This window comes from Acinetobacter bouvetii, assembly GCF_902753875.1.
GTDB lineage: Bacteria > Pseudomonadota > Gammaproteobacteria > Pseudomonadales > Moraxellaceae > Acinetobacter > Acinetobacter bouvetii_A.
Genome location: NZ_CADDTS010000028.1, coordinates 42,035 through 56,610, shown reverse-complemented (window position 1 = coordinate 56,610; position 14,576 = coordinate 42,035). Strand labels below are relative to the sequence as shown.

The window sequence follows — 14,576 nt, the reverse complement described above, 5'->3', positions numbered from 1 at the left end:
TAACGAATGACGGCTTTGTTTGAGAAATTTCCAATAAGTTGCTTCAAATTTCAGAAAGAAATCATCAATTACGCAGAATAATTCGGTACTATTGAACATCAGGACTAGGGCTTTAGGTTTTGTGTGGTAACTCAACTGATGGCTCTAGTCCTCTTATTTTTCAAGTCATTTTCTTATCCGCGATTCGGGTTAAATAGTTAATCTTTATTTTTGCTGACAGTTATACATTCGGCCAACTTAACTCGGTCTTGAGGATGTAAGGTAATAAAGTAGGCTCCAGTGCGGAATTTCCCATTTTCTTCGACGCGGCTATAGACCACCTGTGCAGTCGCTGCAATATGAAAGAAATTTTCAGGATGGCTTAAGGTTACATGTACATAAGTACCTTCCTGAATTGGGCGATCGCTAAAGAAACTGAAACCGGTTTCTGAAAAGTTGACATGCTCTGGAATTGGTAACATGGATTGTACAATTGCATCGTACAAAGAACCGGTGATCAGGTTTAACTTTTGGTTGAATAAGGATAAGATTCGAGCAATTTGTTGATCTTTTTCAGATAATTGTTCTAATTCGTAGTTTAATGCATGATCAAATTGATCTAATTCTGCAAGTAGTAGAAAATAGCGGGGCAGCACGAAGTTAGGATCATAAGGGTCATTCAATGCGACATCATCAGAAATAATCTGATAATTGATTCGCAAGGCAGCATCGATACGTGACATAACGCGGCGTTCCATGTTGCCGCTTTGATGCTGTAAATTTTCCATAATTATTCCTCGGACTAAATGGTATGTTTAAACCAATCTCGCTGTACATAGGGTTGAGATACACTCGCGCGCGGCGTAGCAACCACTTTATTTCTTTTATTGCTTTGGTTTCAATGATCGGTCTCACCTTAGGTGTAGCTGTACTGATCACAGTCTTATCTGTGATGAATGGCTTTGACCGAGAACTGAAAAACCGTGTACTGGGAATGATACCTCAAGCTACTGTTTCTTCAACACAAATTTTAACAAATTGGCCGGAACTTGCAAAAAAAGTTGAACAGCATGAGCATGTCAAGGGTGTAGCTCCTTTTACACAGTTACAGGGCATGCTGACGGCACAGGGGCAAGTGGCTGGCATCATGGTCACAGGTATTGAACCTGAATATGAAAAGAAAGTATCTATTATTCAAGACCATATGATTGCAGGCAGTATTGATAGCCTGAAAAAAGGTGAATTTGGCATTGTGCTAGGTAAGCAAATGACCGACTCACTTGGCTTAGGATTGAACGATAATATTACCTTGGTTCTGCCTGAAGCTACTCCATCTCCAGCAGGTGTAGTGCCTCGCTTTAAGCGTTTTAAAATTGTCGGTATTTTCAGTATTGGGGCTGAAGTGGATTCTATGATGGGTTATATCGCCCTGAATGATGCCTCGACTTTATTGCGCTTACCGGATGGTGCCCAAGGAGTTCGTTTAAAACTGGACGATATTTTCCGGGCTCCTGAAGTGGCCGATGATATTGTCAAAGACTTGCCAAACAACTTCTATGCTTCAAACTGGACTTTTACTCACGGTAATCTGTTTAGTGCGATTCAGATGGAAAAAGCCATGGTGAGCTTGTTACTGTTCCTGATCGTACTGGTGGCTGCATTTAATATTGTGTCATCACTGGTGATGGTGGTTACTGACAAGAAATCTGACATTGCTATTTTACGTACCTTGGGTGCTTCACCTGCCACCATTACCCGGATCTTTATGGTACAAGGCAGTATTATCGGGGTGATTGGTACTGTATCTGGTGCAATTCTCGGTATTATCTTTGCTTCTAGTATCAGTAATGTAATTGGCTGGGTGAATACCACATTTGGTCTGAACCTGTTTGATGCCTACTTTATCAATTACTTGCCTTCTTATTTGCGTTGGCAAGATGTAGTGGTAATTGTTGGCTTATCTTTATTATTAAGTTTTCTGGCGACCATCTATCCAGCTTTCCGTGCTGCCAAAACCCAACCTGCAGAGGCTTTACGTTATGAGTAATATTGTCCTCGAAGCGAAAAATATCTCGAAAAGTTTTACTGATGGGAAGACCACGGTCGAAGTGATTAAAAACTTGTCGCTACAAGTCAAAGCAGGTGAGTTTGTTTCAATTGTCGGTTCTAGTGGTTCCGGTAAAAGTACCTTGTTGCATGTTTTGGGTGGTTTGGACTGCCCAACGGCAGGAGAGGTCTTTTTAAACGGCAAACGCTTTGATACTTTGGGCGAAGCTGAGCGTGGTTATTTGCGTAATCAGCATTTGGGTTTTGTCTATCAGTTCCATCATCTTTTGCCTGAGTTTACGGCGTTGGAAAATGTCGCCATGCCGCTGATGCTTCGTGCCGGAACCAACTATAAGCAGTCTAAAGAACAGGCTGAATATTTGTTAAATCGTGTCGGATTGTCGCACCGCATGACCCATAAGCCCGGCGAGTTATCGGGTGGTGAGCGTCAGCGTGTCGCTTTGGCACGTGCTTTGGTGGCCAAGCCTGAACTGATGCTGGCTGATGAACCGACGGGTAACTTGGACCGTAAAACAGCAGTGAAAATTTTTGAATTGCTGAGTGAGTTGCGTAGCGAGTTCAATATGGCGATGTTGATTGTGACCCATGACGAACAGCTGGCTCAAACTGGCGATTCTATTTTGCATATGCAAGATGGTGTCTGGATCAATGATTAGACACTGATCGGTAAATAGAAAAAAATATTGAAGCTCACCATGGTGGGCTTTAATATTGCCCAAAATAAAAAAACTGATAAAAATAATGATTCAATTGCTCTGTTTGGGCTGGATAATTGGTATTGCGACAATGGGAAAAACTTTCCCGATCTTGCAGTCATTACTGATTCCTCTGCTTTGTCTTTTTACCCTGTCGCTGTTTTTTAAAAAGATGGTTTTAAAACACCGTCTTTCTGGCTATTTCAAATGTGTGCAGCTATGTCTTGCATTCAGTCTGGGAATAACGCTGGGGCATCACTACGCGAATCAGCAACTGCATGAACGGTTGCAGTTGCGTGAACAGCAGATGGCACAGGTTGAAGTGATTGCCTATGTCAAAAACCTGAATCAATTGTCCGAGCATTCGATCAAACAAAATATTCAGGTTTTGAATCAGCAAGCAGACGAGGTGCAATGGCAGGCTTTATTAAGAAATGAAGTTGATTCCAATCAACAAGATCATCTGGAGTTAGGACATTATTACCGGCTGTACGGAAAACTTTTACCAGCGCATAGTTATGCAACAGAGGGCGTTTTTGATATTGAACAATGGTATATCCAGCAAAATATCATGGCAGATTTTCAAATTTCTTCCATGCAAAAACTGTCTGAACAACAAGTTTATGCCTTAGGTTATGGACGTTATGTCAGACAGCAACATTCGGTACTGAATCAGATTCAGCTCTACATAGAACAACAGCGTTTGGCACTGAGAGATTTTATTCATCATGCACCTTTAAAGCATAAAGGTTTGCTTCTGGCCTTGTTGACTGGTGATAAAAGCTTACTTAGCACAGATATCGAACAGTTATTTCAGCGCTTTGGCATGAGTCATTTACTGGCCATTTCCGGACCGCACGTACTGATTTTTGCCGTACTGGTCTGCTGGGGATTACATCAGCTGATTTGCCGTTATCGACCAGAGCTCTATTTAAAATGGCCAAAACAATATGTACTGATATTACCTTTTTGTAGTTGTGTCGCCTTGTATTGTGCATTTGTCGGTTTTGAGATTCCCGCCTTAAGAACCTTGCTGAGCAGTGTATTGATTAGTAGCTTGGTGCTACTCAAACAGAAGATTCAGCCTTTAAGTATTTTGCTGTTCAGTGCATCCATTTTATTGATTTTTGATCCGTTTAGTATTTTATCGGCGGCGTTCTGGTTGTCCTATGGCGCATGTTTTGTGCTGCTGCGGATTTATCAAACCGTACAACAGCAAAGTTCGGAGCAAGCCATTCAAACCCGAACTCAAATGCTCAAAACACAACTGAAAATTTTGATCGAATCACAATGGAAAATATTTCTGGCGCTCTTTCCCTTGATGCTGATTTTCTTTAAACAGATTGCCTGGATCACACCATTCAGTAATTTGTTTGCCATTCCGTGGATTGGTCTGATCATTGTGCCTTTGGATATCATTGCGGCATTGTGCTATGGAATTTTTGCGCCTTTGGGCAGTGTGGTTTTTCAACTCAATGATCTGTGCCTTTCAGGCCTATTGCTGTTACTGCAACTTTTAGATTGGCTATTTAAACCTGCTTTACAGCCGATTGCCATGAATATTTGGGTCTGGCTGAGTTTGACTCTGGGACTCATCATTCTGTTTTTACCGCGTGGCGTAGTCCCTAAGGTCTGGTCAGTCTTGTGTTTTATGCCTTTAATGACTCTGGATGCCAGTAAAAATGAGTTTGAACTCACAGTACTGGATGTCGGGCAGGGGCAGGCAATTTTTATACGCGACCAAGACCAAACACTAATGATCGACATGGGCGGTAACTATGATGAAAGTCGGTTTAGTGTTGGTAAGCAAATCATTTTACCTTTTTTATCGGTGCAAGGTGTCAACCAGCTGGATCAGCTGATTTTGACCCATTTAGATCAGGATCATAAAGGTGGATATGAATCGATCAGGCAGGATTTACCCATCAAGCATGTCTATTCCAATGAGAAAATTCAAACTGCCGATTCCAGCCAGTTTGATTACTGTCAGCAAGGGCTAAACTGGCAATGGAGTGATCGCGTTAAAATGACGGTGCTATCCCCTAAGGCGGAAAATCTGGTGTATGCGCCCGCCGAGAAAAATGAAATGTCCTGTGTGGTTTATCTGCAACTGAAGCATGCGCAGCCTTATCAAAATTTTTTGCTTATGGGAGACGCAGGCTGGCAAACTGAATATCAAATCTTGCAGGATTATCCTGAATTAAAAGTGGATGTTCTTGTTCTGGGGCATCATGGTAGTCGGCATAGTTCAGCGTATTATTTTTTAAAAAAGTTACATCCGAAATTGGCAGTTGCATCGGCAGGCTTTCATAACCGATATGGACATCCAAGTACAATGCTGCAGTCACGTTTAAAGGATTTAAATATCCCGCTGCTGACGACGGTCGAACAGGGCAGTATTCGTTTTATCCAAAAGCAGCATCAGATATCCGTCGAAGTTCAACGTGATGCGAGACAGTGGTTAAAGCACTAAACTATTTCAGTCTCAGAATGGCTTGCTTTGGCACGGACTTCAGCAACTCGTTTTAAGGCTTCTTTGGTGTTTAAATTATAAAGATCATTTAAATCCGGATTGGCTTTAAAACGCTTATAACTCCAGTGATAATGTTCTGGATGCCGACGGATCAGATCTTCAATGGTCTCTAAAATCACCGCTGTACCATCATTGGCATTGCCTTGGTAAATACGTTCGTCTATAGCTTCAATGTGCATATCAAAACCATGATCTTCATTGCGTATTGCGTATAAAAATAAGGCTTTGGCTTTGGTCTTTTGAATCAGCTTGGCACTTAAGTTGCTGGTGGCCAAAGGAACCCCAAAATACGGAATCATTTCTCCCCCGACATTGGGTGTATGATCTGGCAAAATGACCGTGGTGCCACCTTGTTTTAATGCTTTAAAAATTTGTCGCACACCAGACTCGTCGGTCGGTACCAGATGGGCTTGTTCTCGGCTACGCGCTGCACGTACAAATTGATTGGCTGATTCATTTTTGACAGGCTTATACAGGATGGTCATTTGGGTAAATTGGGCGATATAAGCATTCATGATTTCCCATGTGCCGAAATGCGGAACAATTAACACCAAGCCTTCTGGAGCTTTCAGAGCATCTTGAAGTAATTCTTTGCCAGTGATTGAATGAATACGGTCAATATTTTTTTTATTGCTGGCACCCCAAATGCTAAAAAATTCGAAATATGAGGTCAGTTCATTGCGAATAGCGTGTTGAATAATTTGTTCATGCTGTTCTGAAGTTAATTCTGCTAATGCAATTTGAAGGTTAAGACGAATCGTTGCTGACGTTTTTGATATTCTGAATAAATTGACCAGACCTGCTAATCCTCTGGCAATAAATCTTGAAATTTGAATAGGTTGTCGACTTACAAATTGCAGTAATCGATATGTCGTATTTGTTGGAGTAGTGTCAGTCATTGCCTACCGTCAATGTAAAAAACAGTCAAAAAGAAAAATATTATAGGCGAAAACAGATTGTTTAGACAGATTTGTATCATTCAGTGTATATAATGAACCCAATTTAACTCATCATTGGATTATTTTTCCATGTCCGATTGGCCACCAAAACCAGAAAATGAAATTCAAAATACACAACAGAATTCACAAAATATAACTGGCAAAGAATGGCATATTTTAGAAAAAGCCGTTTTAGCTTCCGTAGAAGAACAGCGTCGTGCGCGTCGTTGGGGAATCTTTTTTAAATTTCTGACTTTTGCTTATATCCTGTTTATTTTAGTGGCAATGGCAAAAAGCTGTAGCACATCATCTACCGATCCAACGGCAACGACCAGTTCGCATATCGCTGTGGTCGATATCATTGGTACGATTGCTGCGGACAAACAAAGCGTCAATAGTAATGACACCATTAAGTCCTTAAAGAAAGCCTTTGAAAATAAACAAAGTAAGGCAGTGGTTTTAAATATTAACTCGCCTGGAGGTTCACCGGTTCAATCGGATGAAATCTGGCAAGAAATCCAATATCTGAAAAAAGCTCATGCGGATAAAAAACTGTATGCGGTGATTGGTGATACTGGTGCCTCAGGTGCGTATTATATTGCTTCAGCTGCCGATGAAATCATTGTAAACCCATCAAGCTTAGTTGGTTCGATTGGTGTGATCATGCCGAATTATGGCGTGAATGGCCTGATGCAAAAACTTGGTGTAGAAGACCGCACTATGACTTCAGGTGAAAACAAGGCAATTTTGTCGATGACTCAGCCTGTAGATGCTGCACAAAAAGCCCATGTTCAAGGGGTGCTGGATAATGTGCATGATCACTTTATCAATGCCGTTAAACAAGGTCGTGGCAAAAAATTAAAATCCAACGATCCGGCAATCTTCTCTGGTCTTTTCTGGACAGGTGAACAGGCGGTGAAATTGGGTATTGCTGACCGTACTGGTAGTTTAAATAGCTTGAAACGAGAACTGAAAATCGAAAAAGCCGTGAACTATACCATCGAATACAATCCTTTCGATTCTGTATTGGGTCGTATTGGCAGCAGCATGGGGCAGGGTTTTGCAACGTCATTGACCCAGCAAGTTCAATCTGAAAATACCACGAAGTTACAATGAAACCATTAATTCATTTTGCGCACGCCAATGGCGTGCCTTCAAAGGTTTATCAAAAGCTGTTTGATTTACTCAGCGATGACTATGACGTGATTTCTGTGCCTTTATTGGGGCCAGATAAACGCTATCCAATTGATAATCATTGGGCTAGCCTCACCCAGCAAGTGATTGACAGTATTGTGCGCCAAGCGGGTGGACGCAAAGTGATTGGTCTGGGACATTCTTTGGGTTCAGTATTGACTTTTCAGGCCGCATTAAAACGTCCTGAACTGTTTGAACAGGTCCTGATGATTGATCCACCCTTAATTATGGGTAAAGATTCACTGGCGCTGCATGTGGCTAAAACCTTGAAGCTGAAAGCGGTAGATAGCATGTCACCGGCCGCTTTATCGTTACGCCGCCGTGATCATTGGGAAAGTCGCGAACAGGCTGCGGAACTGTTGCGTCCCAAAGGTTTTTATCAGCATTTTGATGCCGACTGCTTTCAGGCCTATATCGATCATGCATTAATGGAAGACAAAGTTCGGGGTGGGGTAGAACTGACCATCGCTAAAATGGATGAAGTGAATATTTTCAGAACCAATCCATCCTTGTGGTGGCTGCCACAGCGAAAACCTCAAGTTCCCGTGCAACTGCTGATTGCTGAAAAAGGTCCGTTTATTGGACGAGGTTTTCCGCAAATGGCGAAGAAAAAGTTTGGCATTCCTTATACGGTTGTTCCGGGAAGTCATATGTTTCCACTTGAAAAACCGGTGGAGACAGTGGGATTGATTAAACAATTGATACAAAAGTAAATATACAAAGTCATCGCAAAAACAATTCAGTTTTTTGCTATAGAGAGCTGAGTTGTTTTTCGAAAAATAACGATCTGCAATGTATAGTCTGAGATTGTGCTGTTCACCCTTTTAATAACATGGAGTAGATAGAATGCTTATCCATTTTATAGGTCCGGGTGGGGCAGGTAAAACAACGACTGCAAAAATGTTATCTAAACAAATCTATATTGATTATATGGATTTAGATGAAGTCTTTATGGAGATTGAGGGGGATATTTCTGAATATATTGATAGAAATGGTTATATCAATTATGCAAAAAGAAACCTTGAAATTTATTTGAGTCTAAAAAAGAATTTTAATCCTGATAAATTAATGATTATGGTTTGTTCATCGGGATTTATGACCTATCCAGAAGATATTTCTGCAAATTATCATCATATTAAGAAACAGATAGAAAATGATAGTCTGACTTTTTTACTCTTACCATCGTTTGATTTTGAAACATGTGTAAATTTAATTGTCGAAAGGCAATTGCAGCGTTCCTATCTCATCACTAATAAAGAAAAAGAAGAATTTAAAATTAGAAAAAGGTTGATTCAATATTTGAATTTATCATGTAGCAGAATTTTAACGAATGAAGATACGAAAATAGTCGTAAATAAAATCCAAAATATAATGAATCATAAACTGAAAAATGAGTATAAAAAAACGCCTCCGTAGAAGCGTTTTTTATAGCTTAAAATCTGTTAAAACTTGCAGAACTGAACCGGTTCAGTCATCGCTTGTCCGCGGTAGAACACACCTTGCTCAGTATGCTGAATGGTACCTGTACAAATCCATTCCACCACTTGCGGGTAAATGACATGTTCAAGTCCATGCACACGATTGGCAAGACTGGAAGCATTGTCATGCTGATTGACTTTCAGCACGCCTTGAGCCAAAGCCTGACCGGCATCTAACTCTGCTGTGACATAATGAACAGTGCAGCCATGCAAAGCATCGCCGGTGTTTAAAACACGCTGATGAGTATGCATACCTTTGTAATATGGCAATAAAGAAGGGTGAATGTTGAGCATTTTCCCTTCCCATGCTTTGACAAACTTAGCACTCAAGATACGCATAAAGCCTGCAAGTACCACCAAATCAACATCCCAATCGAGCAATTGCTGATGCATGACATCATCAAAGGCTTCACGGTTAGGATATTGTTTGTGTTCAATGACTGCAGTTGCAATACCTGCTTTTTCAGCACGTTGCAATGCATAAGCTTCAGGTTTGTTGGAAATAACCCCGACAATATTCCCTGAAAGATGAGCATCAATCAGGGCTTGCAGGTTACTTCCACTACCTGAAACAAGGACAGCAATTTTAATCATACGAATGGCTTAAGCGAAAACGACACGAATCTTTTCGTCAGCACCTTCAACGGATTCAGCATTGTCTGCAATGTGACCCATAGTGAAAGCTTTTTCGCCAAGGCTGTTGAGTAATTCAACAGTTTTGTCAGCATCAGCAGCATCAACCACAAGAACCATACCTACACCACAGTTAAATGTGCGGTACATTTCGAATTGCTCAACACCACCTTCTTTTTGAAGCAGTTTGAACAGTTCAGGCCATTCCCAAGAAGCTTCATTCACAACCGCTTGAGCACCGTTTGGAAGTACGCGAGGAAGGTTCCCTGGTAAACCGCCGCCAGTAATATGAGCCATTGCGTGAACGTCAACTTCTTTCAATAACTGAAGAATAGGTTTGACATAGATACGTGTTGGTTCCATTGCTGTGTCAGCAAGTGGGCGACCATCCACAATTTGAGTCAAGTCTACGTTTTTCACGTCTAAAATCTTACGGAGCAGTGAATAACCGTTGGAGTGTGCGCCAGAAGATGCAACACCGACTAAAACGTCACCGGCTTTAACTTTAGAACCATCAATGATTTTACTTTGCTCAACAACACCTACACAGAAACCTGCAAGATCGTAGTCTTCGCCTTCATACATGCCCGGCATTTCAGCAGTTTCACCACCTACGAGTGCACAGCCTGCAAGCTCACAACCTTGACCAATTCCAGTCACTACATTTGCAGCAACGTCTACATTTAAGTGACCAGTTGCATAGTAATCGAGGAAGAATAATGGTTCAGCACCACATACAAGAAGATCGTTGACACACATTGCCACCAAGTCCTGACCAATTGTGTCATGACGGTTCAAATTGAGTGCCAAACGTAATTTTGTACCAACACCGTCCGTGCCTGATACGAGAACAGGTTCTTCATAACCTTTAGGGATTTTACAAAGTGCGCCGAAGCCGCCTAGTCCGCCCATTACTTCAGGACGAGAAGTACGTTTTGCGACAGATTTGATACGATCGACTAGTGCGTCGCCCGCTTCAATGTCGACACCCGCATCTTTATAGCTTAAACCAGTGTTAGGGGAAGTTGAGTTGCTCATAATGAAGTCTCCGCATTCGCGCCGCGATTATACCCGAATATACGAAACTCTTATGTTATTTATCCGCTAAAATGCTATCTTTATTAAAATATTTTACTGTCTAGAACAAATAAACCGAAAAAAGGCGAGTTTCTATGGCCGACCGAACCTTACGTCGTATTTTTATGGTTGCTGCATTCGCATTAATCCTTTGGGTTTTGTATCTGCTTAAACCGGTAGTACTACCTTTTATAGGGGCATTTTTAATAGCCTACCTGTTTAGTCCACTAGTGGATAAAATTTCCAGGATAGGTTTACCGCGCTGGTTATCAATCAGTCTGGTTTTTATTGGTATTGGTGTGATTCTGACCTTGGCCATGTGGTATCTGGTTCCATTGGTCTGGAAGCAGCTGATGTATGCCAAAACCAGTATTCCTGCTGGGATACACTGGGTTAACTATACTTTTTTACCTTGGTTGTCACACACCTTTAATCTGGCTCCAATGGAGATAGACACAGAGCAGATGTCTACAGCCATTATGGACTATATACAGACCAACTATAGCGTAGACAGTATTCAGGCAGTTGTTTTAAAAGTAGCACAATCGGGTCTTAATTTTATTCAGATTGGTGGAACAATTGTATTAATCCCAATCATTGCATTCTATTTTCTGCTGGATTGGGATCGGATGCTGGACAGTCTGCGTCGTCTTATTCCGCGTCCCTATGAAAACACGACCTTAAATATTGTAGGCGAATGTCATAGCGTGTTAGGTGCTTTTGTCAAAGGTCAATTTTTGGTGATGTTTTTGCTGGGCGTAGTCTATGCGGTAGGATTGCAGCTGATTGGACTGGAAGTGGGATTGATTATTGGCATGATTGCGGGTTTGGCCAGTATTATTCCCTATTTAGGTTTTGCTGTTGGGATTATTGCCGCTGTGATTGCTGCATTATTTCAGTTTGGACTGGACTGGACACATCTGGCATTGGTCGGAGTGGTTTTCATGGTGGGGCAGGCAGTGGAAGGATATATTCTGCAGCCTTTCTTGCTGGGGGATAAAATTGGTTTATCACCTGTTGCAGTAGTTTTTGCCGTATTGGCAGGTGCACAACTTGCAGGTTTTTTAGGTATGTTAATTGCCTTGCCTGTTGCAGCAATCATTGTGGTGCTGTTGCGTCATGCACGTGAATGTTACGAAAAAAGTCATATGTATGGGCAGTCTCCAGTGGTTGTGCAGAATGCGGGATTAGGTCTTGTTTCAATTGAAAGTGATGAAGTAGATGTGGATATTGAGATAAAAAATCGAACAGCAAAAAATCTGCAAGATGCTGAAAAATCGAGTAAGATTGAAATAATAGATAATAAAGAACCCTAAGGTTAAACAGCATATATGCGTCAACTGCAATTAGACATTGAACCACAACTGGATGCCAGAATTAGCGATTTTTCTGGTCCGGGTTGGGGACATGTCATTGATGCAGTCCGCCAGTTGCATGCCGGCTTGATGAACCGTTTTTATGTTTATGGTGGCGCAGGCTCGGGCAAAAGTCATCTACTGTCTGCAATTTGTGATTCCTATTTGGAAATAGGAAAATCTGCCATTCAGGTGTCTCTACTTGAATTGCTCGATGCTCCCACAGATGCGATTACAGCTCTGGATCAATACGATCTGGTAGCTTTAGATGATATAGAGGCGATTAGTGGAGTGCCACATTGGCAAAAAGCTGTATTTCATCTAATTAATTACAATAATGAAGGTGGAGGGCAGTTGGTTTTTTCTTCTCGTGTCGCCCCGATTGAGTTAAAACTGGAGTTACCAGACTTACAGTCACGTTTGACTCAGGCAGTGAGCGTTAAAGTGCCAAGTGGGAGTCTCTACGCTGATCGTTATGCATTAGTGACATCGGTTTTGTCGCGTCGCGGTATTCATATAGATCAACAAATTATTGATTACTTGCTTATGCATGGACCTCATCAAACTTCCATTTTATTGCAAACATTAGAGCAACTGGTCCAGTTATTAAAAGGTGAAAAAACGAAAATTAGTCATGCCAATTTAAGGCAGATTTATGCCTTAATTGATGAATATCGGTAAACAATAAAAAATCTTGTGAAATTTCCCAAGCTGTGACAAAGTACAGCAAAATAGTTCGATGTTGCAGGGAATGTGCAACTTAAGAATAAAAATATATAGAAGAATACAAGGAGAAGGATATGCTCAAACAGAGCATAGGTATAGGTATGTTATGCGTTGCTGGACATGCTTATAGTGCGGATATTATTGTTAATACGACTGAAGATGTTGAAAAAGATGACAAGGTGTGCTCGTTACGCGAAGCAATAAAATATGTCAATAACAAGTTGCCTAAAGAAGGCTATTATGGCTGCGGCGGTGAAAACTCAACGTCTATTATTTTGTTGGAAAAAAATGCAATTTACAAGGTAGGTTCTAGCCTATCTATAGAAGCAGATTTAACCATAAAAACCAGTTATGAAACCAATGTTACTGAAGAAGCTATCCCTGGTTTAAATAACGCCACAATTAAGATGTCAGGGCAAGACCAGATTTTTTATATTGATAATAAAATAGGCGACAAAATAGCAGTCGTAAATTTAACTGAAGTGAATTTAGAAGGCTGTAGTCAGCAGCAATGTGCAGACAAAGGTGGTTTGATTTATAACAATGAAAATTTGCAATTAAGTTATGTAAAATTGCTTGGTGGGCATGCAGGACAGGGTGGTGCAATTTATAATGTTGTAAAAAATACGGATTTTCCTGTCTATACAAGTTATGTCTCAATTGACAATAGCTTAATAGCCAATAATCAGGCCACCGAGGGTGGAGCTATTTATAGTCAGGCTCCAGGCTTTAAAATCACAAATTCAGTTTTTAGTGGCAATCAAACGACATCGACTGTTTCAGCAAATATTTATTCTGAAGCAGAAACGGACACCTCTAAATTTTCTGCTTTCCCATTAAATATCTTTACTATATCGAATAGTACATTTTTTAAAAATAAAGGTTTAGTCGCGAACGTTACAGATGGTATGGGATTGAATAACCTGACTATTGTTGCCAATACCTCAGGTTTGTCTTTTGATGCAACACGTGCAAAAGCTTATTTAAGTAATAGTATTCTATTAGGTAACCCATACCCTGTTAGCTCACCAGCTTCAGACTGTAGTTTTAGCAGTAGTGATAGCAGTATTTTATTGAATAATTTGGTCACTGCAAATTGTGGTAATGGTTCAGCGGTTTATAAGAATCAAATTTGGAGTGGTACAGACTTATTTGCAGGAAATGATGTTGAAGGTAACTGTTTATCGTTAAGAGATAATAATGTTGCCATTTTATGTCCATTTAAGCGTGCAGAGAAAACATTTTTAGGTTATTTCCGTCCTCGAATTTTACTTTCTTATTCAAATATTTCTGATTCTTTAATTGTAAATAAAGGGCGAGTGAAAGTAAATTCAACGGATACTTATGTCGCTTGTGAGGCTTCCGACCAAAGAGGTAAAACTCGAGATTCAGAGGTTGAAAAATGTGATCGTGGTGCGGTTGAAATCGTGGTTCCAACGACAGTGAGTTTGACTGGTAAGGATATTTTAATTGGGCAAACAGCAAAAATTAATATTGCCGATCTTTTGGGTGATAGCGATCTAATTCCTAGTGAAGAATGTGACAATATTTATTCTCAGAATTCTACTGGCAGTGCATGGCGTGATGGTTGCGTAGAAGTCGTACAAACCCAGACACCTTCCAAAGGAAAGCTGACTATAGATTTAGATGGTAATTTGATTTATACACCAAACAGTGCATGGCGCGGTGCTGATATTTTTACAATTCGAATTGTTACTTCATCGACCCGATTTAATAAAAGTAAGCCATACATGGATATCAATGTACAAATCGTGCAGGAAGCTGAAAATAAGATGGAAAGTAAGTCCGTTAAAACATCAGGCGGGTCATTTGGATTTTATAGTGTCATGACACTGTTGGGTTTACTCGGATTACGTCGCTTCAAAAAATAAGGATATAGT

13 protein-coding genes and 1 pseudogene are annotated in these 14,576 nt (G+C 40.7%); 9 read left to right on the top strand and 5 right to left on the bottom strand.

Annotated elements, in window-relative coordinates:
* Nucleotides 1-99, bottom strand: a pseudogene (locus FB6_RS08580) (IS982 family transposase); the annotation flags it as partial.
* Between the two features lie 98 nt (nt 100-197).
* Nucleotides 198-767 (bottom strand): PilZ domain-containing protein, encoded by a 570-nt coding sequence (locus FB6_RS08575; protein WP_174559606.1) that lies wholly within the window; start codon nt 765-767, stop codon nt 198-200.
* A gap of 23 nt (nt 768-790) precedes the next feature.
* Here FB6_RS08575 and FB6_RS08570 point away from each other — a divergent pair, with 23 nt between their 5' ends.
* From FB6_RS08570 to FB6_RS08560, 3 genes are all read left to right on the top strand, one after another.
* Nucleotides 791-2,026 carry a lipoprotein-releasing ABC transporter permease subunit gene (locus FB6_RS08570; RefSeq protein WP_174559605.1) on the top strand — a complete coding sequence of 412 codons (1,236 nt, stop codon included), beginning with the start codon at nt 791-793 and terminating at the stop codon, nt 2,024-2,026.
* Entirely contained in the window at nt 2,019-2,702 is a 684-nt protein-coding gene (gene lolD, locus FB6_RS08565) for a lipoprotein-releasing ABC transporter ATP-binding protein LolD (protein ID WP_174559604.1), read from the top strand. Before FB6_RS08570 ends, lolD begins: the two co-directional genes overlap by 8 nt.
* Before the next feature lie 85 nt (nt 2,703-2,787).
* Nucleotides 2,788-5,214 carry a DNA internalization-related competence protein ComEC/Rec2 gene (locus tag FB6_RS08560; protein ID WP_174559603.1) on the top strand — a complete coding sequence of 809 codons (2,427 nt, stop codon included), beginning with the start codon at nt 2,788-2,790 and terminating at the stop codon, nt 5,212-5,214.
* Here the strand turns inward: FB6_RS08560 and FB6_RS08555 are convergent.
* Nucleotides 5,211-6,173 (bottom strand): lysophospholipid acyltransferase family protein, encoded by a 963-nt coding sequence (locus tag FB6_RS08555; RefSeq protein WP_174559602.1) that lies wholly within the window; start codon nt 6,171-6,173, stop codon nt 5,211-5,213. The two genes, FB6_RS08560 and FB6_RS08555, sit on opposite strands and share 4 nt — an antisense overlap.
* A gap of 129 nt (nt 6,174-6,302) precedes the next feature.
* Between FB6_RS08555 and sppA the strand changes: the two genes are divergently transcribed.
* The 3 genes from sppA (at nt 6,303) to FB6_RS08540 (ending at nt 8,822) form a co-directional block, all read left to right on the top strand.
* Nucleotides 6,303-7,328: a signal peptide peptidase SppA gene (gene sppA / locus FB6_RS08550; protein ID WP_174559601.1), complete on the top strand. Its 1,026-nt coding sequence runs from the start codon at nt 6,303-6,305 to the stop codon at nt 7,326-7,328.
* A complete protein-coding gene (locus FB6_RS08545; RefSeq protein WP_174559600.1) occupies nt 7,325-8,119 on the top strand; it encodes an alpha/beta fold hydrolase in 795 nt (264 codons plus the stop codon). The genes sppA and FB6_RS08545 overlap by 4 nt, the downstream gene beginning before the upstream one ends.
* 133 nt (nt 8,120-8,252) lie before the next feature.
* Complete coding sequence (locus FB6_RS08540; RefSeq protein WP_174559599.1) at nt 8,253-8,822, top strand: shikimate kinase; 570 nt, start codon at nt 8,253-8,255, stop codon at nt 8,820-8,822.
* A gap of 26 nt (nt 8,823-8,848) precedes the next feature.
* Here FB6_RS08540 and purN read toward each other — a convergent pair whose 3' ends face one another.
* Both purN and purM read right to left on the bottom strand, forming a co-directional pair.
* A complete protein-coding gene (gene purN / locus FB6_RS08535) occupies nt 8,849-9,478 on the bottom strand; it encodes a phosphoribosylglycinamide formyltransferase (RefSeq protein ID WP_174559598.1) in 630 nt (209 codons plus the stop codon).
* 9 nt (nt 9,479-9,487) lie between these two features.
* On the bottom strand, nt 9,488-10,555 hold the full coding sequence (gene purM / locus FB6_RS08530; protein WP_174559597.1) for a phosphoribosylformylglycinamidine cyclo-ligase: 1,068 nt from the start codon (nt 10,553-10,555) through the stop codon (nt 9,488-9,490).
* Nucleotides 10,556-10,689: 134 nt separating this feature from the next.
* Between purM and cxpE the strand changes: the two genes are divergently transcribed.
* The 3 genes from cxpE (at nt 10,690) to rbtA (ending at nt 14,567) form a co-directional block, all read left to right on the top strand.
* On the top strand, nt 10,690-11,910 hold the full coding sequence (cxpE, locus tag FB6_RS08525; RefSeq protein ID WP_174559596.1) for a chloramphenicol efflux transporter CxpE: 1,221 nt from the start codon (nt 10,690-10,692) through the stop codon (nt 11,908-11,910).
* Nucleotides 11,911-11,925: 15 nt separating this feature from the next.
* A complete protein-coding gene (gene hda / locus FB6_RS08520) occupies nt 11,926-12,630 on the top strand; it encodes a DnaA regulatory inactivator Hda (RefSeq protein WP_174559595.1) in 705 nt (234 codons plus the stop codon).
* A 119-nt stretch (nt 12,631-12,749) separates the two neighbouring features.
* Entirely contained in the window at nt 12,750-14,567 is a 1,818-nt protein-coding gene (gene rbtA, locus FB6_RS08515; RefSeq protein WP_174559594.1) for a rhombotarget A, read from the top strand.
* Nucleotides 14,568-14,576: the final 9 nt, after the last annotated feature.